The sequence below is a fragment of the Bacteroidota bacterium genome (assembly GCA_016195025.1).
Classification (GTDB): Bacteria; Bacteroidota; Bacteroidia; order Palsa-948; family Palsa-948; genus Palsa-948.
In genome coordinates, this window is the sequence record JACQAL010000022.1 from 24,415 (window position 1) to 48,217 (window position 23,803).

Below are 23,803 nucleotides of genomic sequence, written 5' to 3' on the forward strand. Positions count from 1 at the left end.
ACTTGAAGCCCGGTAATTTTATCGGGCTTTTTTATTTGGGAATGTACTGCGAAAGTTTCAGGTATTGCGCAAGGCCGTTTATAATCACCGACCAGAAAAGAACGGACAGCATCAGGAGAAAAATGTTTCTTCCTTTCTTCCGGTAAAAACGGTGAACCATAAAAGTTCCTATGGGAATTGAAATAATTAACGGGGTGGTAATGACCAGTCCAAATTCTCCAAATCTCATTTTTGTTCGGATGATAAATTTATTAAGCCAGGTAAATTTTTTTCTTGGTTTATCTTCTTTTCCGAGCGGCTTGCGGAAAAAATTTATAATCTTCCTCCATCCGTATGCAATCACTTCGCCAATGAAAGTGAAAACAAGAATTCCGATAAATCCTCCACCCGTTGAAATAAAAAATGCTTCTCTGAAATTAAATCCCTGCCGTTCGGCTTCAAAAGGCGCAACCACAAATTTTACACTTGCAATCAAAGCTACTTCGAGAATTTTCAGAAGGTGGATAACATTCGCATCCATGCATCAGATTTTTTTTCCGAAAGCCAAATCGCCTGCATCGCCTAAACCCGGAACAATATACGCCTGCGCAGTGAGTTCTTCATCAACTGCACAAGTCCAGATGGAAATATTTGTGGGAAGATTTTTTTTAATGTAATCAATTCCCTGCGCGCTCGCAATCACCGAAGCAATGTGAATGTGTTTCGGAATTCCGTTTCGCTTCATGGCTTTGTAAACAAGTTCAATCGAAATTCCGGTTGCAAGCATCGGGTCGCAGAGGATTAAAGTTTTTTCATTTATGTCGGGGGAAGACAAATATTCCACCTGCACATCCCAACTTCCATCCTTATGATGTTTGCGGTAAGCGGAAATAAAAGCGCTCTCGGCTTTGTCAAAATAATTCAGCATTCCCTGGTGAAAAGGAATTCCAGCGCGAAGAATTGTTGCAATCACGGGTTGTTCATTCAAAACAGAAGCAGGAGAAATTCCTAGCGGAGTGGTAACTTCAATTTTTTTCCACGCCATCTTCTTGCTGATTTCATACGCGCAGATTTCTCCGCAGCGCTCCAGGTTTTTTCGGAAACGCATGGCATCTTTCTGCATTTCCATATCGCGCAATTCCGCAATGAACTGGCTGAGAATTGAATTTTGTTTGCTGAGTTCGTGAATCATAATTTAACCTTTGAGCCAGCGTACAAGTTTTGATAAATTATTTTTTCTTATTTGTAAATATACATTTTCCTTCGAGCCAAATCCTTTGTAAAACCGCGCGAGCCCGGGCAAGTTCGAACCCTCGAAATCCAAAGTCATTTCTTTTCCTGAATGCTGCTGAATAAACTGGTCAATCAAAAAAAACATGCCACCGTTCTTTTTTGCTTCGGCATTTGTAGCGGAGAAAAGAAAAATAGCACGATTATTTTTAATCAGCCACACAATCCCTGCGCATAATTTATTTTCACCGGTGAATCCTCCCCGTGTTTCTGCATAACCTTTTTTAATGCAAGTGTTAATCAGGTTTAGCAGCACCTTGTAATTTTTATCAGTGAGATTTGTAATTTTCTTTCCGGTATTTTTCCGGAATATGGAAATTATTTCTTGCGGAGGAATATTTTTCCTAAATGTAATTTTATGCTTCTCCGATTTTTTTATGTTGCGCTTTGTATCCTCGGAAAAATTTTTCCGAAGTATTTCATAAGAAGAATTCAAATCAAGTTCAATGTTTATATTTTTTTTTATCTGAAACCCAGAATCCCGATAGCTATCGGGATCAAATGTATTTTGTGTGTTGAGATACATCTCCATGAATTTATATTGTGAAGGAATTTCTTTCAGAAACTCTTCCACTTTCTCCTTCGATAATTTTTCCGTTGAAAAAACTCCGAGTTGCTGGGCGAAATATGGCGGGTACAAATATTCTATTCCGTATTTTTTCCTTGCTGTCAGCGGCATGACTGATTTGTAATCATCTTCTATCAAACAGTTCCAGTTCGGGCAAACAATATCCAGATACCACGAGCAAGCATAAATCAAATTATTTACCGAATGCTCAATGCATTCATCCCATTTTATTTTGTCAATCTCGTTATGTTTGAGAAACCGAATCATTGCGCAAGTTGAATTATTTTTTCGTAAACATCTTTCCATCCTTTCCATTCGCGCCAGTCACTCAGCGTTTCATTATGCCAGATGGAAATAAATTCTCCGTTCACATTTTTTATTTCCTGAATAATTGCTTTTACTTTTTCCAGTGCCTGTTCGGGAGAAAGTTTTAAATAATTATTCAATGTGCCGTCCATCACTGCGAACGGATGGATGATGAGATTTGTTTCTTCTTCTTTTTCCAAATCATACCATTTATAGGGCGTACAAATGCCCGCACGAAAACCAATTTCATCCGCAAAGCCCATGGTAAAATCATCCGTAATCCCCGAAGCGATTAAGTTTTGGTATGTCTGCGGAAATTTTAAAATCAAAAAATGCTGGCGGCTTTTAATAATTTCCTTTCCGGAAATCTTCTTCAACCTTTCTTTTTCAATTGAAATCTTTTCCGGATTTTTATTTGAAGCAAACGAAGGATGAATTCCTAATGCATAACTTTGCGAAATATTTTTTATCAGCGCTTGCATCAACGGATTTGTATGCGGAAGATTTTTATCATTCTCCGCCCAATCACCGAGAAGAAAAAAATAAACCGGCTTCAGATGATATTTTTTATGAAGAGAAAATTGAAAATCGTATGTATCATACGGATCTTTTTCTTTTCCGGATAAAACATTTTTTCTTTTTGCAAAATCTTCTTTATCCGATTTTGAAATGGCGCGCGCATAACCGCCAAGAGTTCTTGTAAAACTTTTTCCTTTATATGCATACGCATTATCTATATCAATACTCGGCTGATAAGAATATTTTTTTTCAGGGAAATTAAAATCTGAATATCGCTCAGAGATTTTTTTTTGAATTTCTTTTGCAGACAGATTTACAGTTGGCTTGTGAAGAAGATTGTAAGAAAAAGATTTCTTAGCAGAAAATCGCCCATATTTATCCGCTTCGAAAGGAAGATATTCTTCATAGCGGGTTGTGAGAAAAAAAGCAAGAGCAAAATTGTCTGAAGGGAGTTGAAAAATATTTCTAATCCCATTTTCAAAAAGCAAATCTTCACTTTGAAAAAATAATTCATCTGCAATGGGTTTTTTCGTGTAGGAGATTTTTGCTTCATCATACGTTTTAAATTTTTCCGCATCCGTTGTAATTTCAAATTCAATTTCCAAAACAGTTTTGAAAATTAAATTGAACGTATAGCGAATCCGGCTGGTAATCTGATGTGTGTAGAGGAGCAGCATTTCCCTGTTGAACGCAGATTACTTGGAAAAATTTTTCACAATCTCTCCGCAGATAAATTCTGACGCGTGTCCGTCTCCAAAAATCGGAGGGAACGAAAGATTTTTTTTATTCTTGAACTGCGTAAAAGCAAATTGAATTTTCTTTTCATCCACATCGGTGATGATTGCCGTTCCGCTTTCCACCAGTTCCACCCATTCGGTTTCGGGGCGAAGAATAATGCAGGGCTTGCGGAAGAAAAAAGATTCTTTCTGCACTCCGCCTGAATCGGTACAAACCAACATGCAGTTTTTTTCCAGCACAATCATTTCCAAAAAAGAAGCGGGAGGCATCAACACAAAATTATTGTTGGAACGAATGGCTTCAAACACTTCCTGCTTCAGATTGCTTTGCAGCGCTTTTGATGTGCGCGGATGAAGCGGCAAAACAATTTTCAGTTTATTTTCCAGAGAAATTTTATTCAGCGAGAGAAAAACGGAAGCGAAACGTTCGGGGTCATCTGTATTATTATTTCTATGAATAGTTGCAAGAATAAAATTTCCCTGAGACAATCCATATTGATTTATTATATCCGATTTTTTTTCGGCAAGTTCGGAAAAATAAATTGCGTTATCATACATGATATCTCCGCAATGAAAAATTTTCGGATTGTCTGCCGTATAAGGCCGCTGGTTAAATTCGGGAAAACCTTCCTTCAAAAGATTTTTATATCCTTTTTTCGTAGGAGAAAATAAAAGCGTGGAGCAGTGGTCGCAAAGAATGCGGTTGATTTCTTCGGGCATGGATTTGTTGAACGAACGCAAGCCCGCTTCAATGTGCACAACAGGAACATGAATTTTCACAGCGGCAATTGTGCCTGAAAGAGTTGAATTGGTGTCGCCATATAAAACAACGCAATCCGGTTTTTCTTTCAGAAGCAATTCTTCAATTCCGGAAATCATAGTGGCAGTTTGCTTTCCGTGCGAATCGGAACCAACCTGCAAATTATAATTCTCATGAGGAATTTGCATTTCCTCGAAGAACACGCGCGACATATTATCATCGTAATGCTGGCCGGTGTGTACAATTATTTCCTGAATCTTATCAGAAAATTTATTCCGGATAGCGCGACTCAATGCGGCTGCTTTGATAAATTGCGGACGCGCGCCAATGACTGTGAGAATTTTTATCATTTACAAAATACGAATTGAGTACGAATATAGCAATGAAAATAAAGTCGGCAATTTGTATTGGCTGTAATTCGTAGGTTCGTACAGATTCGTTTTTCGTAGATTACATCATGCCTTCATCTGCAAAACTGAAATAACCGGTATCGGTAATAATCACATGGTCGAGAATTGGAATTTCAAGAAATGCTCCCGCCTCTTTAATTTTTTTTGTAAGTGAAATATCTTCTGAACTTGGTTTCAGATTTCCCGAAGGATGATTATGGCAAAGCACAATGGAACTTGCCTGGTAAGATAAAGCTGTTTTGAAAATTATTTTCGGGTCAACCACCGTTCCTGAGATGCCGCCTTTGCTTACGTTTTCTTTTTTGATAAGAAGATTTGTTCTGTTCAGAAGCAGAATATGAAATTCTTCGTGCGGCAAATCCAGAAACAAGGGGCGAAAAATTTCATAAATGTCTTTGCTCGAAATAATTTTTTCGCGTTTCGCTGCGTCAGTTTCCTTTCTTCTTCTTCCGAGTTCGAGAGCCGCGACAATTGAAATTGCTTTTGCCTCTCCGATTCCGTTAAACCTCATTAAATCCTGAACGGAAAGTTTTGCGAGTTCGTTTAAATTATTATTCGCGAGTTCAGCAAGAATTCTTTTTGAAAGTTCAACCGCAGATTCTTTTTTTGTGCCAGAGCCGATGAGAATGGCAATGAGTTCGGCATCGGTGAGAACATGTCTTCCTTTCAGCAAAAGTTTTTCTCGCGGACGGTCTTCTTCCGCCCAACTTTTTATTGAAAATGATTTTTCAACTTCTTCCATGACTTGGCTAAAACAAAAAATCCCGCTGTGTTGCGGGATTTTTTTCTATGAATCATTTTTTATTTCAAAGCATTAACGTGCTTCGCCAGTTTCGATTTGAGATTTGCCGCTTTGTTCTTATGAATAAGATTGCTCTTGGCAAGTTTATCAAGAAGCGAACTTGCTTTTATATATTCTTCGGAAGCGGTTTTTTTATCCTTATTCGTACGAATTTTTTTTAGGATTGCTTTCACTGCGTTTTTGCGAATGCGGTTGCGCCCGCGTTTTGCTTCGCTCGCACGGTTGCGTTTTTCTGCTGACTTATGTGTTGCCATTTTTATTTTTAATTAAGGGATGCAAAGATAGAAACATTTCATTTCCCTTAGCGAAAAGATTAAAGTTGTGCTTTCAATTTCCCTTCCAGCACAGGTTTGGGAACTGCTCCCACTTGCCTATCTACCAACTGCCCGTTTTTAAAAAAGAGAAGAGTAGGAATGCTGCGGATTCCGAATTTCATAGAAACATTCGGGTTGAAATCAACATTTAATTTTCCGACAACGGCTTTGCCGTCATATTCTTTTGCGAGTTCTTCCACAATCGGACCCACCATTCGGCATGGCCCACACCATTCTGCCCATAAATCTACGAGCACAGGTTTATCTGATTTGAGAACTACCTCGTCAAAGTTTGCGTCTGTGATTTCTACTGCCATAAAAAAGAAATTATAAATTAAAAATTATGAATTATAGATTTAGTAATACAAATTTAAGATTTCTAAATTGAGAGTCAAGAATTCTGCCATCAATTTTTCTATGACGGACTGTCTGCTAATTTAATTTAAAGGTCACATTCGGCAGGTTCTGAATTGTATTCAAGAATGAATTGTCAGGATTTATTCTCACTCTGCGCGAAGGCATGCTCACCTGGATTCCTTCTTCCGAATCCATGATTTGAATTTTCAGCGTGCAGGTTCCTTGTTTCTTTTTGATATTTTCCTTTACAATATTTTCTAAATCCGCTATGAATTTTTCTGAAACTTCCGTAATCGGAATGTTGAGCGTGATGGACTTCAGCATTTTCTCGCGAAGGTCTGAGAGTAATTGTACGTGTGTGATTTTAAATTCCACCAAATCGGAATTGTTCCAGCGCTCCTGCACTTTTCCGCGCACGTATACGAAATATCCAAGCGAAAGATAACCTTTGAATTTTATATAATCATCTCCGAATAAAACAAACGGGAATGAATCGTGATAATCTTCAAGCGTGAAATTTCCAAAGGGCTTGTTGTTTTTTGATAAGCGATGCTGTACATCCGAAATCATTCCGCCAAAGAAAAATTCTTTTCCTTTGTGCTTTTCCATATCGCGCAATTCCGAAAGTTTGTTCTTGCAAAAAGTTTCGACTTCCAAACGGTAATTATCCAGCGGATGTCCCGAAAGATAAAATCCAATCACATCGCGCTCAAATTTCAGTTGAACTAAATTTCCCCACGGCTCCGTCTGCGGAATTTTTGGTTCGGGAATTTGCGCTTCGGCAGAATCTCCAAACAGAGAAGTATGCGCTCCCATTTTTGATTCCTGGAAACGCGAGCCCCATTTCAGAAGCATTTCGATAAAAGTAATTTCATCTTTATCTTTAGTAAGATAAGCTCCCCTATGAAGTTCAAACGAATCCAACGCGCCCGAGTAAATCAAACTCTCAAAAGTTTTTTTATTTGCCGAGCGAAGATTTACACGCTTTACAAAATCAAAAATGTTTTTGTACGAACCGTTTTCTCTTTCCTTCACGATTGCCTGCACTGCCGCTTCGCCAACTCCTTTCACTGCGCCAAGCCCGAAACGGATTTCACCTTTTTTGTTCACCGAAAATTTATACTGCGATTCATTCACATCGGGACCGAGAACGGGAATTCCCATCCTGCGCGCTTCTTCCATAAAAAAAGTAATCTTGTCAATGTTGGCGAGCGAATGCGTGAGCACTGCCGACATATATTCCGCAGGGAAATGCGCTTTGAGATACGCAGTTTGAAACGCCAAGAGCGCATAACAGGTAGAGTGAGATTTGTTGAATGCATATTGCGCGAACTTTTCCCAGTCAATCCAGATTGCATTTAGTTTGTCTTCCGGAATTTTATTTGCTTTTCCTCCTTCCAGAAATTTTCCTTTCATCTTATCGAGCACCGACTTTTGCTTTTTCCCCATTGCTTTTCTAAGCACATCTGCATCTCCTTTCGTGAAGCCCCCAAGTTTTTGCGAAAGCAACATCACTTGTTCCTGATAAACAGTAATGCCATACGTCTCTTTCAGAATTTCTTCCATCTGCGGAAGGTCATATGTAATTTTTTCTCGTCCGTGCTTTCTCGCTATGTAATTCTGGATGTATGCCATCGGTCCGGGACGATACAAAGCGTTCATCGCAATCAAATCATCAAACTTATCAGGACGTAAATCTTTCAAATGCTTTTGCATTCCTGCCGACTCGAACTGAAAAGTTCCGTTTGTTTCACCGCGCTGATAGAGTTCAAAAGTTTTTTTATCGTCAAGGGGAATTTCATCAATATTAATTTTCACTCCGTGATTTTCTTCGATGAGTTGTAATGCATCGCGAATAATCGTGAGCGTTTTTAATCCAAGGAAATCCATTTTGATTACGCCCGCGTCTTCCACAACCGTTCCCTCATATTGCGTAACATAAAGTTCATTGTCTTTTGCTGTGGCGATGGGAATAATTTCCGCTAAATCTTTTGGCGCAATAATAATTCCTGCCGCGTGCACGCCCACGTTCCGCACTGAACCTTCGAGCACGATGGCTTCCTGCAAAACTTTTCCTTTTAAATCATCGCCCTTGAAATATTCCCGAAGTTTTTTTGCCGATTCAATTTCATCCGAAGAAAGATTTTCTTTTTCTTTATCCACCAAACTTCCTTCACCGCCAAGCGGAGCGTTAATTAATCTGTTGAGCGAAACTCCGGGACGTTCCGGAACAAGTTTGGTGAGAAAGTTTGCCTGGTCGAGAGGCAAATCCAAAACGCGCGCGACATCTTTGATGCTCGTCTTTGCCGCCATTGTGCCGTAGGTAATAATCTGCGCGACTTGGTTCTTGCCATATTTTTCCACCACGTAATCCAAAACTTTCTGCCGTCCTTCATCGTCAAAGTCCGTATCAATATCGGGCATTGATTTTCTTTCGGGGTTCAGAAATCTTTCAAAGAGCAAATTATATTTGAGCGGATCAATGTTGGTGATGCCGGTGCAGTACGCGACAATGGAACCCGCAGCACTTCCTCTTCCCGGACCAATCAGCACACCCAAATCTCTTCCGGCTTTTATAAAATCTGCAACAATTAAAAAATATCCTGCGAAACCCATTGTCTTCACCGTGAAGAGTTCGAAGTTCAAACGCTCTTCCACTTCCAGATAAATTTCTTTGTAGCGTTCTTTCGCGCCTTCAAATGCGAGATGCTTTAAGTAATCATCCTGTGAAGAAAATTTTTTCGGAATCACAAAATTCGGAAGAAGAATATCCTGCTTGAGTTTCAGCGGTTCGATTTTATCAACGATGGCGTTGGTGTTATCAATCGCTTCGGGCACATCGCTGAAGAGTTCAGTCATTTCTTTCGTTGACTTAAAATAAAACTGGTCGTTGAAGAACGCAAAACGTTTTCCTTTTTTATTCAGCGTATCATCATCGTCAAAATCTTTTGCGGAAGGAGTGCTTTGCTTTTCGCCTGTGTTTATGCAGAGCAAGATATCGTGCGCGTTATAATTTTCCACATTTACATAGTGAGAATCGTTGGAAGCAATCACTTTCACTTTATATTTCTGCGCGAACTTCAGCAGCACTTCGTTCACTTTGTTCTGCTCGGGAATTCCGTGGCGCTGAATTTCTATGTAGTAATCTTCGCCAAATAAATCGAGCCACCATTTGAAAACTTTTTCGCCTTCGGCTTCTCCTTTTTTCAGAATCGTGCGCGGAACTTCTGCGGCTAAACAACAAGTAGTCGCGATTAATCCTTTGTGATATTGCAAAATCAATTCCTTGTCAATGCGCGGGTACTTTCCGTAAATGCCTTCCACATATCCGAGCGAACATAACTTCATCAGGTTTTTATATCCTTCTGAATTTTTTGCGAGCATGAGTTGATGGAAGCGTACATCTTTATCTTCTTTTGTAAATTGCCTCTTGTGGCGGTTTTCCACCAGATAAAATTCACAGCCGACAATCGGTTTTATTTTATTCGGATTCTCAGGAGTGTTATGCTTACCGGCTTCTGCAACAAAAGAAAAAACACCGAACATGTTTCCGTGGTCGGTAATCGCAACAGCGGGCATGCCTTCAGCGACCGCCTTCTTATATAAGGAAGAAATATCTGCTGCTCCATCGAGGAGAGAATACTGGGTGTGAACGTGGAGATGGGAGAATTTCATGGCAGATGTAAGAGGGCAGAGGGCAGATGGAAAAACATATTAATTGAAAAGGGAAGCGAAAGTAAGTAACTAAAATTTAATTTTGAAAGATGTTGAAAAGTTTTTAGTAACGAATTACGAATAGGGTTCGAATAGTACGAATCATAAATTCAAGAATTATTTTGACATTCGTGGTTTCATATCGTATCTTTAAAGCATGAAAAGAGTAAAAGTATTTATAACAATTATTTTTTTAGCGATTGGCGTGGCAGCGCAGGAACAGCGTTTTAATATTCCTAATGATTCATTGCCAAGAATAGATATTTATCCAAACCCGGCTTTTGAAGTATTTTATGTTCAAACAAAAAATATTTTCCCGAATGATTACACGCTGAAAATTTTTGATTCAAATGAAAAACTTGTTTTGGAAACAAAAGCAATTTCATTGTCAAAGGGGACGTATTCCATTCAAATAGTATCAGGGGGAAATATTTATTATAGAAAAATAATTGTCCAGTAATCAGGATGCTTTGAAAGTGAATTATTGAAAACATCAATTTTTTGCATTTCAGTTATTTATATGCATCACTGCTTTTTTTAGAATCCTAAAAAAAAGTCCCTTTTAATTTGGAAATTGATTTATCATTTATACCTTTACCCTCAATTATAAAATCTTCTCAACTATATTCAATAAATCAATCACTATGAAAAAACTATTACTCTCTTCGTTTTGTCTGGCATTTTTTTTCTGCCAGAACACATTTGCGCAATTGCGCTGTGGAACTACGGAACACGAAGCATATCTGCGTTCCATGAATCCTTTGTATGACCAGGAAAAAGCAAATCTGGAAAAACAACTTCAGGAGTTTATAAAGAAACAACAAGAAGAAAGAAAATTGACCGGACAAGAAACAAATGCGCAATATACTATCCCGATTGTTTTTCACGTTCTATGGAATACAAGCGCGCAAAATGTAACCGACACAAAAGTTAAAGCCATGCTGGTGCAATTAAACCAGGATTGGAGCCGCACCAATACCGATAAAGGCAACACGCCTTCTTATTTTGCAACAGTTGCCGTTGACATGCAGATTCAGTTCTGCCTTGCCACAGTAGACCCCAGCGGAAATGCAACTACCGGAATTGTGCATAAGCAAACTTCTCAGACAAGTTTCAGTTCTTCCGGAGACCCGATTAAAAAAAGCGCATCCGGTGGAGATGACCCATGGAATGTGAATAAATATTTTAATGTTTGGATAGGAAATTTGGGCGGAGGGCTTTTAGGATATGGAGTATTTCCGCCAATCAGTTCTCTTTATGGCGTAGTAATTCATTACTGCACGGTTGGAAGTTTATCTTCTCCCGGAACCTGCTCACCTTATGGCTATGGCAGAACATTGAGCCATGAAATCGGGCATTGCTTCAACCTGTACCATATTTGGGGCGATGACGGTGGCGCCTGCACCGGAACCGATAATTGCAACGATACGCCCAACCAGGCAGACGCAACTGCCGGCTGCCCGAGCGGAGTGAAGACCGATAATTGCACTCCTTCCGGAAACGGAATCATGTATCAGAATTATATGGACTATACCGATGATGCCTGCTACAATATGTTTTCGAATGACCAGAAAACACGCGCGCAGAGCGCTGTATTCAATTCGCTCATGTCGCTCGCGAATAGTTCTGCCGCTGAATGCGCGGCAACAGGCGTGGCGGAAAATTCTATTGTAGAAAATATTTCATTGTATCCGAATCCATCCACAGGCGATGTGTTTATTTATGTCCCGCAAACAGGCATCAGCACCATGGATATAAAAGTGTACAATGCCATTGGCGAAGCGGTGGTGACAAAAAGAATTACCGTTCCCGCTGAAACAAAAATTAATATGAATAACAATCCCGATGGAATTTATCTTTTCGAAATGAGAACTCCTGAAGGAACAGTTACAAAGAAAGTTATTATTAACAGGTAAAATTTTTCATAGCTAAAATGAAAGCCCTGCAAGATTTTTGCGGGGCTTTTTATTTTAACTTCGCGAAAGATGAATGATTCATTTTCCATATTGGAAAAAGTTCCGAAGCATTTGCTTTCAATAACGAAAAAAGTTTTTTCAGGAAAAAGAATTTCATTTGATGAAGGAGTTGCATTATATAAGGAAGGTGAACTTGGTTTTCTCGGAGCGCTTGCAAATTATGCGAGAGAAAAAAAGAATGGCAATTACGCCTATTTTAATCGTAATCTTCACATCGAGCCAACCAACCTTTGCGTGTTCGACTGCAAGTTTTGTTCTTACTCCCGCCTGCTGAAACAAAAAGGCGATGCCGGTGCGTGGGAATATTCCGGTGAGCAAATGCTCAGCATGGTAAAGAATCACAAAGAAGATATTACCGAAGTTCACATTGTGGGAGGCGTTCATCCCAAAATGGATTTATATTATTTCGCCAACCTGCTGAAGCAAATAAAAAACTTTCGACCTGACTTGCATATCAAAGCATTCACCGCGGTGGAACTGGAATACATGTTTCGCAAAGCAAAAGTTTCGTATGAAGAAGGATTAAAAATTCTGAAAGAACACGGACTTGATTCTATTCCCGGAGGTGGTGCGGAAATTTTTTCGGATGAAATCCGAAAACAAATCTGCGAAGATAAATGCACTTCGGAACAATGGCTGGAGATTCACGAACGGGCGCACGCGCTTGAAATTCATTCTAACGCAACAATATTATATGGACACATTGAATCGTATGAGCACCGCGTTGACCACATGGAGCGCTTGAGAAATCTTCAGGATAAAACCGGAGGATTCAATTGTTTCATTCCGCTGAAATTCCGGAATGCGAACAACCAGATGTCGCATATAAAAGAAGTGAGCGCAGTTGAAGACCTTCGCAACTATGCCGTGTCGAGAATTTTCTTGGATAATTTTCCGCACGTGAAAGCATACTGGCCCATGATTGGAAAAAGCACTGCACAACTTTCTCTGCAATTTGGAGTGGATGATTTGGATGGAACTATTAATGACTCCACAAAAATTTATTCAATGGCAGGTGCTGAAGAACAAAATCCTTCCATGACTACGGAACAAATTACTCATCTCATCAGGCAGACAGGAAGAAATCCTGTGGAGCGCGATACCTTATATACTATTATCCGCAAGTACGAAGAGGTAGAAATATAGAAAAGAAAATTTTTCGGCTGTTATTTCGTATATTCGTATTAATTCGTTTTTCGTTGATTCATGCCGTTAGATCAGCAACATCTTCAACAATTATCCCACCTCGAACTTCTCGCGAAGCAGGTGGTGGAAGGATTTATCACCGGCTTGCATAAAAGTCCGTTTCATGGATTTTCGGTTGAGTTTGCCGAGCATAGAATTTACAACACAGGCGAGCCCACGCGTCACATTGACTGGAAACTTTTCGGACGCACGGATAAACTTTTTGTAAAGCGCTACGAAGAAGAAACAAACCTGCGGTGCCAGATTGTGATGGATGATTCTTCGTCCATGTATTTCCCCATGGAAAAAACCTGGAAGCGCGATGGAGTTCCTGTGAACAAACTTACATTCTCTGTTTATTGCGCGGCTTCACTGATGTATCTTTTGAAAAAGCAGCGGGACGCAGTCGGACTAACTGTATTTTCTGATAAAGTAGATTTGCATACACAATCGAAATCAAACTTCGCTCATCAGAAAATGCTTTTTGCAGAACTGGAAAAATTACTTACCCCCATTTCAGAAGATGTGCACCGGAAAAGTTTTGCGTCAAATGCTTTGCATGAAATTGCCGAATCCATTCACAAGCGTTCACTCGTAATTATTTTTTCTGATATGATGGAATCAGGAAAAAAACAGGAAGAACTTTTTTCTGCATTGCAACATCTTCGCCACAACAAGCACGAAGTAATTTTATTTCATGTGGTGGATAAAAGCAAGGAACTTAATTTTGAATTTGAGAACCGTCCTTACAATTTCATTGACATGGAAACGGGCGAGCGCGTGAAAGTTCATCCGAGCGAAATCAAGGAAACCTATGTTCGCTCCATGGCGGAATACAAAAAAGAACTCATGCTTCACTGCGCGCAATACAGAATTGATTTTGTGGAAGCCGACATCAACGAAGGTTATAAGCAAGTACTGATGCCTTATCTCATCAAGAGAAGTAAAATGCAGTGATTAACTTTTCCTGACAAACAACTGCGCAGTTTCAAATCTCACCACTTCAATCTTTTCTCCTTTGTCAATATAGCCCGTTTCGGCAGTGGCATCAAAAATGTTTCCGTCAATCTCCACTTTTCCGGATGGGCGGAGAATTGTAAATGCAATTCCTGATTTCCCTACAAGATTTTGCGAAGTCATGTCCACTCCCATGAATCCTTCCTCTTTGGAAATTTTTGATTGAACGGAAACCCGGCTGAACGCAGATGATTTTATAAATCTTCCGAAGAGATAAAATGAAAGTCCTATAGAAATTATCATTGAGACAATTACAATGAACAGCGCTTTCACAAAAGCATTTCCTTCGGGAAGATTCACCGGGAAATTCGGAGACGGAACATTTTTTACGAGCGAAAGAGTTAATCCGAGAACAATAAATAAAATTCCAAGCACACCCGCGACTCCGAAACCGGGAATGACAAAAATTTCCAGAGCAAGAAGAATTAATCCGGCAATGAATAAAAGTATTTCCCAGTTTTCCGCCAGACCTTCTAAATAATGCGGAGCAAAATAAAGAAGTGCAGCAAGTATGGAAGCAGCAATAGGGAAAATTGTTCCGGGCGCCTGAAACTCATAGTAGATTCCCGCAATGATTATCATGATAAGAAATCCGCTGATGACAGGGTTGATGAGCCAGTCAATGATTTTTCCTACTCCGCTTATCTCGTAGGTTTGAATTTCATACTTCTCAACATGCGCGAGTTTCAAAACTTCTTCTACCGATTTTGCTTCTCCTTCACAGTAATTATTTTTAATGGCTTCGCTGGTTGTGAATGTCAAAACTTTTCCTGAATCATTAACGCCAGGAATAAACATGCGCGGGTCGTTCATGGCTTCGGCAATTTTCGGATTGCGTCCGCTTTGTTCCGCAGTGGAACGCAACATGGAGCGCATGTAACTCTGGTATTTTTCAGGAGCAGGAGCGCCATCTTGCCCAACCACCGTTGCAGCGCCAATGTTTGCACCGGGCGCCATGTAAATGCTGTCGCATGAAATTGCGATGAGCGCGCCTGCAGATGCAGCGTTGTTATCTACAAATGCAAAGACAGGAATTTTACTTTTCAGAATCAGAGTGCGTGTTTTATCTGCGTCATCCACCGCACCTCCATACGTGTTCAGATGAAGAATAATATAATCTGCGTTTGCTTTTTCCGCCTGCCTGAAACCTTCCTGAATATGACGCGATGAAACCGGTCCGATTTCTTCCAGGATGGGAAGAACAAACACAATCGGTTTTGGATTGTTTGGTTTGAGCGTATCGCCAGCGAAAAGAAAGTTGGCAGTTGGCAACAAGCAGTTTGCAAGAAGGAAGTATCGTAATAGTTTAATCATTTTTCTTTTGAAGTTTTCTGAAATAAAATATTCCTGCAACACCTAAAAAGAAAAGCAGCGTAGAAATTATTTCCGCTTGTGTTATATGGTGCCCGAAAATATTGTAAGTGGTATTTACCCGGATTTTCTCTATGAAAAAACGTTCGATGCCGTTCAGAATTAAATAAACGGAGAACATTACTCCAGGCACAGTAATTTTTTTTCTTACCGACCATAAAACAAAAAATAACCCAATGCAAATGATTGCTTCCCATAGCGGAGTGGGAAATACAGGGTTTTCCAAAACAGAACAAAACTTTCCCGTGCAGTCAGGAATGGCAATGCCTTCGTTATTTACGTTATGCGGATAGTTGTATCCCCACGCCCATTGCGGAAGAAAAAACCAACCTGGCTTCGCAAAAATATTTTCAATTCCCCAGTCGCCATCGCCAGCAATGTGGCAGCCGATTCTTCCTACACCATACGCGAGCATTAGTGCGGGAGCGCAGGCATCAATGAGATGTGTGGTGGTGATTCCGTTTTTGCGCGCGTAATAAATCACGGAGAAACTTGCAACAATTAAACCTCCATACATCGTGAGCCCGCTGAAAGAAAATAAACTTCCGAGAGGATCTTTTATAAAGTCATTCCAGTTTTCCAGATTGTGAAAAATTTTTGCTCCGAGAATTCCAGCGATGGCGGCAATCAAGGTCATGTTCGGAACATGTTCGAAAGGATGAACGGTGAGCGTTACCTCTTCGGGTTTTGGTAATTGTTCTTTTTTCTTTTCGCGCCAGCGCATGTAAGCCAGCAAGGCAGCTCCCACAATTCCTCCTATGAAATTTCCATCTTTGGAAAGAATAAATCCTTGTGTGTCCTGCGTGAATGCAGAAAAGTGCAATGCAATGTAAACGAGTTTGTAAAAAATAATAAAACCAAAAATTCCTGACAAAATAATCTCAGAAGTTTTTGGCGCTTCTCCTTTCAGAAATTTTTTTGTAGTGGTTCCGATGAGCATCTCGTTTTCTTTTCGCTTGAGTTCTTTAGAAAAAAAATACGCGGCAAGCAAAAATGCAATTGCCACCATCACTCCAAAACTCTGGAATATTTGCAGAAATCCGATTTCGATTCCGAAAATATCTTTGAAGAGATAATAGAGGTTGGGATACACTGTGCGATGTAAGATTTAAGATTTAAGATTTAAGGTTTGAGCAGCCGTTTCCATTTCGCACAGTACATTTCCATCGAAATCAATTTCGCTTAAATAAACTTCGCGCAGTTCATTTATTAAATCAGAATTAAATTTTGTTTTCACTTTGATATAATTCTCCGTAAAGCCGAACAGAAATCCATTTTTATTTTCCTCTTCAAATAAAACAGTTCGCTCTGTTCCGATATTTTCCGAATAAAATTTCTGCTGCTTTACCGCAGAAAGATTTCTCAGTATTTTATTTCTTTTTCTTCTTTCTTCCATCGAAACAACGGGTTTGAAAGTTATTGCTTCCGTATTTTCTCTTTCAGAATAAGTGAATACATGAAGATAAGAAATATCAAGGGAAGAAATAAAATTATATGTATCAAGAAAATCATTTTCTGTTTCTCCGGGAAATCCTTCTATCACATCCACGCCAATGCAGCATTGAGGCATGAGAGATTTTATTTTCTGAACTCGTTCTGAATAAAGTTCGCTCATGTATCTTCTGTGCATCAAGCTCAGAATTTTATTAGAACCGCTCTGAAGAGGAATATGAAAATGCGGAACAAATTTTTCAGAGTTCGCAACGAATTCAATTATTTCATCGGAAAGCAAGTTCGGCTCAATGGAAGAAATTCTGAAGCGAGAAATTCCTTCCACTTTATCCAACTCCGTAATCAAAGAAAGAAAATTCTTATTTGAATTTCTAAAGTCGCCAATATTCACTCCCGTCAAAACAATTTCTTTTATTTCCTGCTCAGTAATTTTTTTTGCGTTGCTCACAACATTTTCAATCGAGTCGCTTCGGCTTGCTCCGCGCGCAAGGGGAATGGTGCAGTAAGAACAATTATAATCGCAGCCGTCTTGCACTTTTAGAAAAGTTCTTGTCTTGTCTGTGGAATAACTTCCAATGAAAGTATTTGCATTTTCAATTTCGCAGGAATGAATTTCTGCTTTCTCTTTTTTATGTCCGCCATTCATGAATGTGAGCGAGTTGAATTTTTCATTCGTGCCTAAAACCAAATCCACACCTTTTATGTTTGCTATTTCTTCCGGTTTGAGTTGTGCATAGCAGCCCGTTACAATTACAAATGCTTCCGGGGAATTTCTCAGGGCATTGCGGACAATTCTCCGGCACTCGCGGTTGGCATCTTCGGTAACAGAACAAGTGTTAATCACAAAAACATCAGCACCATTTTCAAAATCAGTTTTGGAAAAACCATTTTGCTCGAATTGTCTTGCAATCGTGGAAGTTTCTGCAAAGTTGAGTTTGCAGCCGAGTGTGTGAAATGCCACTGTTTTCATGGGAGGGTAAAGATACTATATAGTTTATGGTTTGTTGGTTTTTAGTTTTTGGTTTTTTAGTTTTAGTTAATATTCAAAAACCATAACCATCAACTGCCTAACTAAAACCAATCAACTATAAAACTATAAACTGATGAATATGTTAATAAACTTGTTCATCATTCCTTTGCTGTCAGGAAGCGTGTTCGGTTTTGTTTTTCTAAACTTGCTTTTTAGTCAAATGAAAAAATATTTCTATTTCTTTTTTGTTATTCTCGCTGCGTGCGGAGCGCACGAGGAAAACTCGGAGAAAAAATTTTTCCGCTATAATGAATCGGGAGATATTACTTCGCTTGACCCGGCTTCTGCAAAGCGCACGGAAAATATCTGGGCGGTAAATCAAATGTTCAACGGGTTGGTGCAGTTAAATGATAATTTGGAAGTGATTCCGTGCATCGCGAAGAGCTGGGAAATTTCCGACAGCGGAAAAGTGTATACGTTTCGTCTTCGCAACGATGTTTTTTTTCATGACCATCCGCTTTTTCCAAATGGCAAAGGAAGAAAAGTGGTGGCGCAGGATTTTGTGCTCTCGCTTTTTCGTTTGATGGACATGGATGAGGAGCAAAGCGCAAAATATCTTTTCTCCAATATTGCGCGTGATGAACGCAGCGATAATTTAGGTTTTGCCGCGCCCGATGATTCTACGTTTGTAATTTATCTGCAAAAATCTTTCCCTCCGTTTCTGAATATTCTCACTATGCAATATTGCTCTGTGATTCCGAATGAAATCGCAGAACACTATGGCGCTGACTTCCGGAGAAATCCTGTAGGCACCGGTCCGTTCATGTTCAAAGCGTGGGAAGAAAATGTAAAACTTGTTTTGGCGAAGAACGAAAATTATTTTGAGCACGAAGGTTCAACTAAATTACCCTATCTCGATGGTGTTACTGTGAATTTTGTGAAGGACAAACAAAATGCATTTATTGATTTTGAAAAAGGAGATGCCGATATGCTTTCGGGTGCTGACATGATGAACATTGATTTGATAATTGACAAAGAGGGAAAATTGAAATCAGAATATGCCGGCAAGTTTAAAATGCAAACGGGTTCGTACTTGAAAACAGATTACCTCGGATTTTTAGTTGACATGGATTCAGCGATTGTGAAAAAATCTCCGCTGCGTATTAAAGAAGTGCGGCAGGCAATCGGTTACGCGATTGACCGCGATAAAATCGTGAAGCACCTGCGCAACAGTATTGGAAATTCCGCCACGCAGGGATTTATTCCGAAGGGAATGCCTTCATTTGATTCTTCACTTACAGGGTTCACTTACAATCCCGACAAATCGCGTGAACTTTTGCAGAAGGCGGGATTTTCCGGAGGAAAAGGAATTGATGAAATCACTTTGAACGTTACGGAATCTTATCTCGAACTCAGCCAGTTCATCGAACACGAGTTGGAAGAAGTTGGAATTCCTGTGAAAATATTTTTGAACCGCAACATTGTGCAAACAGAAATCATTGCGAACGCCAAGGTGAATTTTTTCCGCAAGTCGTGGGTGGCAGATTATGCCGATGCAGAAAATTTTTTCGCCTGCTTTTATAGCAAAAATCTTTCTCCGAAAGGACCGAACTACACCCATTTCAAGAATAAAAAGTTTGACGAACTTTTTGAACGTGCATTGAACGAACCCGACAACGGAAAACGATTTGAGATTTACAAAGAGATGGATAAAATTCTTATTGACGAAGCGCCCATCGTTCCGCTTTTCTATGACCAGGTTTTCCGGCTGGTGAACAACAATATTGAAGGGCTGGAACTAAATCCGATGAATCTTCTAAATCTGAAAACGGTTAAGAAGAAGTAAAAATTACTTTCCTTCTTTTTTCGTAATGATAGTTGAAATCGGATAATGGTCTGATAATTCTTCCGAATGCACTTCAAAGTTTGATGAAGTGAATTGCAGAGAATGAAAAATATAATCAATCCGGTAGGAAGGGAAATCTCCAATGTAAGTATTGCCGCTTCCGCTTCCGCTTTCCATAAATGAGTCCTGATATTTTTCTGCGAACAAATGATAGGTGTACGAGAAAGGCGTGTCATTAAAATCTCCGCAGATAATAACGGGATATTTGCACGTGTTAATATGCTCAATAATTTTTTCTGCCTGCGTGGTGCGCTTGATGAACGCACGCTTGATTCTCCTTAAAATATTTTTTGAAGCAATTTCTATATCCTCCACATCCAGCGTATCATTATTTTCTTTCAGCGCTTCAATAAATTTATAATCAGAATAAGTAAAACTTATTGACTGCAAATGCATATTGTAAACACGAACAGTGTCATCGCCAATTTTCATATCGGAGAAAATACAAATGTTGTTGCTTTTATATTTGAAGGGAACTTTTCCTTTGAACACAATCGGAAATTTGCTGAGCGTAGCAATTCCCCAGTGGTCGGTTTTTCTGCGGGTGAGAGTATATTTTATGTGATTGTCAATTGCATTTGTTACTTTTATTACTGTATCGAGCGTTTCGAAATATCCGCTGTCACCCTGGAAAAATTCCTGCAGGCAAACAATGTCAGCCGATTCGTTTTTTAGGAAGGAAAATATTTTGTTTCGGGTTTCTTTGTTTCCACTCCAGTTATACAAATCAAAATTGCGGACGTTATAAGAAAGCACTTTAATTCCTTTTTCGTTTTCAATTCCGTTTCCGAAGTGAAATAAATTTTTCATATTGTTCCATCCAATCAAAATAATCACGAGCGAAATCCAGTATAATTTTTTCCAGCGGATAATCCACCAGATGAGAAATAAAACATTTATGAGAAGAAGATATGGATACGCGAGGCCGAAAAAAGCAAATATCCAGAATGATTTTGGATTTGCATAAGGAGCGAAATAGGAGAGAAGCAAGGAGATTAGAAAAATAAAATATACAATTCGAATCAGAAAAGAGAAAATATTTTTTAATCGTTTCACAATTTTTCGTTTATAGTTTTTTGGTTTTTAGTTGTGGTTTACTGAGTTTATAGTTCTGGTTTAAAACCAAAACCGAAAACTAATTAACTAAAACCATAAACCAATCAACAAACAACTAATTTCTCCCGCTTGCTTTAAATAAAAAATCTTTTTCTTCTTTGGTAAGCGCATCGTATCCCGATTTGGAAATCTTATCCAGTATCTGGTCAATCTTTTGTTGTTTTAATCTTTGATTTGAATTAAAATCATCATCTGAAACTTTCCTGCGGTAACTCACTTTTATTTTTGGTCTTTTGGGAGAAGCAATCCAGTCAAGCAGGTTTGTAAAAGGTTTTGTAATGTCTTTTCCGTTTTTATATTGCAGCATAAAAATCATTCCGAACAATGCTCCGCCAATGTGTGCGATTTTTCCTCCGGTGTTTTGAGAAATGTCGAGCAAACTTGTGAGGACAAAAGAAATCAGTGCCAAATATTTCAAACGTACTCCGCCAAAAAATAAAAGATGAATTACATAATCGGGAAGAAGAATTGCAATGGCAATTACCACTGCCATCACGCCAGCCGAAGCGCCCAGCAAAAAAGTATTTTGAAAGTAGAGAGGAAAAACAAGAGAAGAGAGCAAATACAAAATTCCTCCGCTGATTCCGCCAAGAAGATAAACAGCTACCAGTCGTTTGCTTCCAACATATTCCACAAAAATTTTTCCGAGCCAGTAAAGCCAAAGCATATTGAAGAGAATGTGAAAAAAATCTTTGTGCAGGAACATGTAAGTAATGAGCGCCCATGCGTGTGTGAGCGCGGTTGAAATTTCCCCAGGAAGAGCGAGCCAATACACGAGCGAAAATCCTTGTCCGGAAAACCGTAAAAGTTCATCCACAATATTTACCACAATAAAAACAATCGCATTGATGACGATGATGCGCATCAGCCCGCTTCCGCTTCGAGTGAAAACTCCTCTCAAGTCATTAGTAAATGACATAATTCAAAACTTATCAATTTTATTTTTTGTCGGAAATTTTTTTCAAAACAAATTTATTAATTTCTATAGTATTGTCGGAAGGTGTGATGGATAGTTCATGTATTTTGTTAGTAAGATTTTTAAAAGAAAGAGGAAATTTTTTTTCATCAATGAAAAACCATTTCCAGTTTTGTTCGATATTATTTTTTATTTCTGCAATTTCTGTTCCATCCAAAAAAATTTTTATTCCTGATTTCTTTTCTTTTCCTCTCATTAGAATCTGAAATAAAAAAGAAGCAGCAGAATCTCTGGGAGTAAAAAAATATTTTAATGAACTCGATTTATAGCACGAGATATAACTTGTGAATGATGAAAAATCATTTTCTTTTGCATTGGCGGGAAGTTCTGTTTTAATGGAAATGTTTTTTTCATCGTTATCAAATAATTCTGCTTCAAAATAAAAATCTTTACTCCAGCGTGAAGGATGGCTTGCTTCATGCCATGCATCCAACTGATAAAAAACCGGATGCTGAGAATCTTCTGCATTGTAAATATAAGTGCTTCCTTGCCTTCGAACTTCAAATTTTAATTTCGCTCCGTCAAGATTTATTTCCGCTATGGCATTCAAAGGAGCATCGCCTTTTTTGTTGGATAAATTCTGAATTGTTCCCGTAATTGCATAAATTTTTTTGCCAATAATTTTTTTTGCAACAATCATTATTCTTTTGTCACCGGATGGAAAAATAAATTCGGGGACATTCATAATTTCTCCATGACGAAAAATATTTTCAAACCTGCTTGTGATTGCCTGAGCATACACCGGCATTGCTGCCTGCCAGATATAAGTTTCCGGATTTGCAAACGGCTGCCGCTCATTGAAAAATCCTGTGTAGAAAAATTCTGCACCTGTCATTGCGAGAAGTTTTAATAAGCCAAGCCATTGTGCAGGACAAATATTTTTTATCGGGTTATTATCCCATCCCGCGGCTACAAACGGAGAATACAATGAATCTCCAAGCGCTATTTCATTCGGACGAGATTCAAAAATCCAGGAAAGCCCGTGCCAGGGACCACTCCAGTAACGCCAGTTCGATGGATAACGCGGATAAAAATCAGGAGTGGAATAATATTTTTCATTGATTGGAGTATTTGCTTTTCTCATTGCGCTGTATGCAAAACGATAATGCGGATGGCCATCAATTCCATACACAGAGTAAATTGAATTTTTCATTTGCGGCAGATTCATGAAACTATCTCTGTAAGTAATTTGAATTTGTTTTATTTTTTCTGCCTGGTAAATATCCCAATTATTGATTTTCATTTTTGTTTTATCTGCAACTAATGAAGGTTCTTTTTTGAGGATTGAAGAATCATACACAGTAAAAATTTCATCTTCTTCATTAAAACAATTCAGCGGGCGTTTCAAATACTGAAAAATATTTTCAAGAAGATGCCGCTGTTTTAATCCATCAAGTGCAATTGTGTCCAGCGAAATATTCGGACTGAAAAGTTTTCCTCTTCGGTGCACGCCATTATTATCAATTACATCAGTTATAAAATTATTTTTTTCATCCCGCAAATAACAATTATCTCCAAGTTTTTGACTCATCACATGATTTCCTTTCATTCCAATCCAGAAAGAAATTGCCGATAGCGGAAGTTCAGGATGTTCATTGGCAATGTTGAGCCATGCATTTTGTAATGTGCCCTGCCTGCCATATGCTTTTGCATCTCCGTTTGTATTCGGACAAATCTGTAAATAATAATTCCAATGCAATGCTAATTCAAGTTGAATGTCGGCACTGTTTTTTATGGATTGTTGCCGTGAAATTTTTTTTAAACCATTTCCTCCTATGAAAGTGGGATCCATCCACAAAAAATTTGAAAGCAATTTATGATTCGACTTAAATCTCGGCAATGGAAAATTTAAAATTTGTTCTACAGCATCCATTTTTATATTCGGAAAGCCGGGAGGAAATTCATTGGTGTCAATATCTTCAATAGTTAATTCCTCGGGAGAATTTTTTTCAAATCGGGTAAAAAGATTTTGGTAAGAATCATTGTGATATGAAAATAAAATCAACGCCATTCCAACAACAGCAAGAGTTAAAATTATTTTCTTATAACGCATAAAAGTTATCGGCTAACTTTGCAAA

Annotated in this window: 20 protein-coding genes; 5 read left to right on the plus strand and 15 right to left on the minus strand. The window is 38.8% G+C overall.

What is annotated here, in order from left to right; genetic code table 11:
* Nucleotides 1–31: 31 nt before the first annotated feature.
* From HY063_04975 to dnaE, 9 genes are all read right to left on the minus strand, one after another.
* Nucleotides 32–520 (minus strand): hypothetical protein, encoded by a 489-nt coding sequence (locus tag HY063_04975; protein ID MBI3501127.1) that lies wholly within the window; start codon nt 518–520, stop codon nt 32–34.
* 3 nt (nt 521–523) lie between these two features.
* A complete protein-coding gene (upp, locus tag HY063_04980) occupies nt 524–1,174 on the minus strand; it encodes a uracil phosphoribosyltransferase (GenBank protein MBI3501128.1) in 651 nt (216 codons plus the stop codon).
* Nucleotides 1,175–2,104 carry a hypothetical protein gene (locus HY063_04985; protein MBI3501129.1) on the minus strand — a complete coding sequence of 310 codons (930 nt, stop codon included), beginning with the start codon at nt 2,102–2,104 and terminating at the stop codon, nt 1,175–1,177. It lies immediately after the preceding gene.
* Entirely contained in the window at nt 2,101–3,339 is a 1,239-nt protein-coding gene (locus HY063_04990; protein MBI3501130.1) for a polysaccharide deacetylase family protein, read from the minus strand. Before HY063_04990 ends, HY063_04985 begins: the two co-directional genes overlap by 4 nt.
* 18 nt (nt 3,340–3,357) lie before the next feature.
* Nucleotides 3,358–4,506, minus strand: a complete 1,149-nt coding sequence (gene wecB / locus HY063_04995) for a UDP-N-acetylglucosamine 2-epimerase (non-hydrolyzing) (GenBank protein MBI3501131.1) — start codon at nt 4,504–4,506, stop codon at nt 3,358–3,360.
* Nucleotides 4,507–4,609: 103 nt separating this feature from the next.
* Nucleotides 4,610–5,311 carry a DNA repair protein RadC gene (gene radC / locus HY063_05000; protein ID MBI3501132.1) on the minus strand — a complete coding sequence of 234 codons (702 nt, stop codon included), beginning with the start codon at nt 5,309–5,311 and terminating at the stop codon, nt 4,610–4,612.
* A gap of 59 nt (nt 5,312–5,370) precedes the next feature.
* Nucleotides 5,371–5,625 carry a 30S ribosomal protein S20 gene (gene rpsT, locus HY063_05005; GenBank protein ID MBI3501133.1) on the minus strand — a complete coding sequence of 85 codons (255 nt, stop codon included), beginning with the start codon at nt 5,623–5,625 and terminating at the stop codon, nt 5,371–5,373.
* Between the two features lie 59 nt (nt 5,626–5,684).
* The gene (gene trxA, locus HY063_05010) at nt 5,685–6,002 is read right to left on the minus strand and encodes a thioredoxin (protein ID MBI3501134.1); all 318 of its coding nucleotides are present in this window, start codon (nt 6,000–6,002) and stop codon (nt 5,685–5,687) included.
* Between the two features lie 115 nt (nt 6,003–6,117).
* Nucleotides 6,118–9,717 (minus strand): DNA polymerase III subunit alpha, encoded by a 3,600-nt coding sequence (gene dnaE / locus HY063_05015; GenBank protein ID MBI3501135.1) that lies wholly within the window; start codon nt 9,715–9,717, stop codon nt 6,118–6,120.
* A 196-nt stretch (nt 9,718–9,913) separates the two neighbouring features.
* Between dnaE and HY063_05020 the strand changes: the two genes are divergently transcribed.
* The 4 genes from HY063_05020 to HY063_05035 all read left to right on the plus strand — a co-directional run bounded on the left by HY063_05020 (nt 9,914) and on the right by HY063_05035 (nt 13,874).
* On the plus strand, nt 9,914–10,216 hold the full coding sequence (locus HY063_05020; protein MBI3501136.1) for a T9SS type A sorting domain-containing protein: 303 nt from the start codon (nt 9,914–9,916) through the stop codon (nt 10,214–10,216).
* Nucleotides 10,217–10,400: 184 nt separating this feature from the next.
* Nucleotides 10,401–11,672: a T9SS type A sorting domain-containing protein gene (locus tag HY063_05025; GenBank protein ID MBI3501137.1), complete on the plus strand. Its 1,272-nt coding sequence runs from the start codon at nt 10,401–10,403 to the stop codon at nt 11,670–11,672.
* Between the two features lie 69 nt (nt 11,673–11,741).
* Entirely contained in the window at nt 11,742–12,878 is a 1,137-nt protein-coding gene (gene mqnE, locus HY063_05030; GenBank protein ID MBI3501138.1) for an aminofutalosine synthase MqnE, read from the plus strand.
* Between the two features lie 60 nt (nt 12,879–12,938).
* Nucleotides 12,939–13,874, plus strand: coding sequence for a DUF58 domain-containing protein (locus HY063_05035; protein ID MBI3501139.1), 936 nt, complete (start codon nt 12,939–12,941; stop codon nt 13,872–13,874).
* Here the strand turns inward: HY063_05035 and HY063_05040 are convergent, their stop codons facing one another.
* Genes HY063_05040 through mtaB form a run of 3 tightly spaced genes read right to left on the minus strand, consistent with a single transcriptional unit; the run spans nt 13,875 to nt 17,727 of the window.
* Nucleotides 13,875–15,248: a nodulation protein NfeD gene (locus HY063_05040; protein MBI3501140.1), complete on the minus strand. Its 1,374-nt coding sequence runs from the start codon at nt 15,246–15,248 to the stop codon at nt 13,875–13,877.
* Nucleotides 15,241–16,398 (minus strand): prolipoprotein diacylglyceryl transferase, encoded by a 1,158-nt coding sequence (locus HY063_05045; GenBank protein ID MBI3501141.1) that lies wholly within the window; start codon nt 16,396–16,398, stop codon nt 15,241–15,243. The genes HY063_05040 and HY063_05045 overlap by 8 nt, the downstream gene beginning before the upstream one ends.
* A gap of 15 nt (nt 16,399–16,413) precedes the next feature.
* A complete protein-coding gene (gene mtaB, locus HY063_05050; GenBank protein MBI3501142.1) occupies nt 16,414–17,727 on the minus strand; it encodes a tRNA (N(6)-L-threonylcarbamoyladenosine(37)-C(2))-methylthiotransferase MtaB in 1,314 nt (437 codons plus the stop codon).
* A gap of 220 nt (nt 17,728–17,947) precedes the next feature.
* Here mtaB and HY063_05055 point away from each other — a divergent pair, with 220 nt between their 5' ends.
* Nucleotides 17,948–19,573, plus strand: a complete 1,626-nt coding sequence (locus tag HY063_05055) for an ABC transporter substrate-binding protein (GenBank protein ID MBI3501143.1) — start codon at nt 17,948–17,950, stop codon at nt 19,571–19,573.
* 3 nt (nt 19,574–19,576) lie between these two features.
* On the opposite strand, the gene HY063_05060 is transcribed toward HY063_05055, so the two are convergent.
* The 3 genes from HY063_05060 to HY063_05070 all read right to left on the minus strand — a co-directional run bounded on the left by HY063_05060 (nt 19,577) and on the right by HY063_05070 (nt 23,778).
* Nucleotides 19,577–20,689 carry an endonuclease/exonuclease/phosphatase family protein gene (locus HY063_05060; GenBank protein MBI3501144.1) on the minus strand — a complete coding sequence of 371 codons (1,113 nt, stop codon included), beginning with the start codon at nt 20,687–20,689 and terminating at the stop codon, nt 19,577–19,579.
* Between the two features lie 115 nt (nt 20,690–20,804).
* Nucleotides 20,805–21,668, minus strand: coding sequence for a rhomboid family intramembrane serine protease (locus HY063_05065; protein MBI3501145.1), 864 nt, complete (start codon nt 21,666–21,668; stop codon nt 20,805–20,807).
* Between the two features lie 19 nt (nt 21,669–21,687).
* Nucleotides 21,688–23,778, minus strand: a complete 2,091-nt coding sequence (locus HY063_05070) for a hypothetical protein (protein MBI3501146.1) — start codon at nt 23,776–23,778, stop codon at nt 21,688–21,690.
* Nucleotides 23,779–23,803: the final 25 nt, after the last annotated feature.

Coding starts and splice junctions, on each gene's coding strand:
- HY063_05025 (MBI3501137.1), top strand. CDS start 10,401: ATGAAAAAACTATTACTCTCTTCGTTTTGTCTGGCATTTTTTTTCTGC.
- HY063_05070 (MBI3501146.1), bottom strand. CDS start 23,778: ATGCGTTATAAGAAAATAATTTTAACTCTTGCTGTTGTTGGAATGGCG.
- HY063_05040 (MBI3501140.1), bottom strand. CDS start 15,248: ATGATTAAACTATTACGATACTTCCTTCTTGCAAACTGCTTGTTGCCA.
- HY063_04985 (MBI3501129.1), bottom strand. CDS start 2,104: ATGATTCGGTTTCTCAAACATAACGAGATTGACAAAATAAAATGGGAT.
- mtaB (MBI3501142.1), bottom strand. CDS start 17,727: ATGAAAACAGTGGCATTTCACACACTCGGCTGCAAACTCAACTTTGCA.
- rpsT (MBI3501133.1), bottom strand. CDS start 5,625: ATGGCAACACATAAGTCAGCAGAAAAACGCAACCGTGCGAGCGAAGCA.
- HY063_05055 (MBI3501143.1), top strand. CDS start 17,948: ATGAAAAAATATTTCTATTTCTTTTTTGTTATTCTCGCTGCGTGCGGA.
- HY063_05020 (MBI3501136.1), top strand. CDS start 9,914: ATGAAAAGAGTAAAAGTATTTATAACAATTATTTTTTTAGCGATTGGC.
- radC (MBI3501132.1), bottom strand. CDS start 5,311: ATGGAAGAAGTTGAAAAATCATTTTCAATAAAAAGTTGGGCGGAAGAA.
- HY063_05065 (MBI3501145.1), bottom strand. CDS start 21,668: ATGTCATTTACTAATGACTTGAGAGGAGTTTTCACTCGAAGCGGAAGC.
- mqnE (MBI3501138.1), top strand. CDS start 11,742: ATGAATGATTCATTTTCCATATTGGAAAAAGTTCCGAAGCATTTGCTT.
- HY063_04990 (MBI3501130.1), bottom strand. CDS start 3,339: ATGCTGCTCCTCTACACACATCAGATTACCAGCCGGATTCGCTATACG.
- dnaE (MBI3501135.1), bottom strand. CDS start 9,717: ATGAAATTCTCCCATCTCCACGTTCACACCCAGTATTCTCTCCTCGAT.
- HY063_04975 (MBI3501127.1), bottom strand. CDS start 520: ATGGATGCGAATGTTATCCACCTTCTGAAAATTCTCGAAGTAGCTTTG.
- trxA (MBI3501134.1), bottom strand. CDS start 6,002: ATGGCAGTAGAAATCACAGACGCAAACTTTGACGAGGTAGTTCTCAAA.
- HY063_05035 (MBI3501139.1), top strand. CDS start 12,939: ATGCCGTTAGATCAGCAACATCTTCAACAATTATCCCACCTCGAACTT.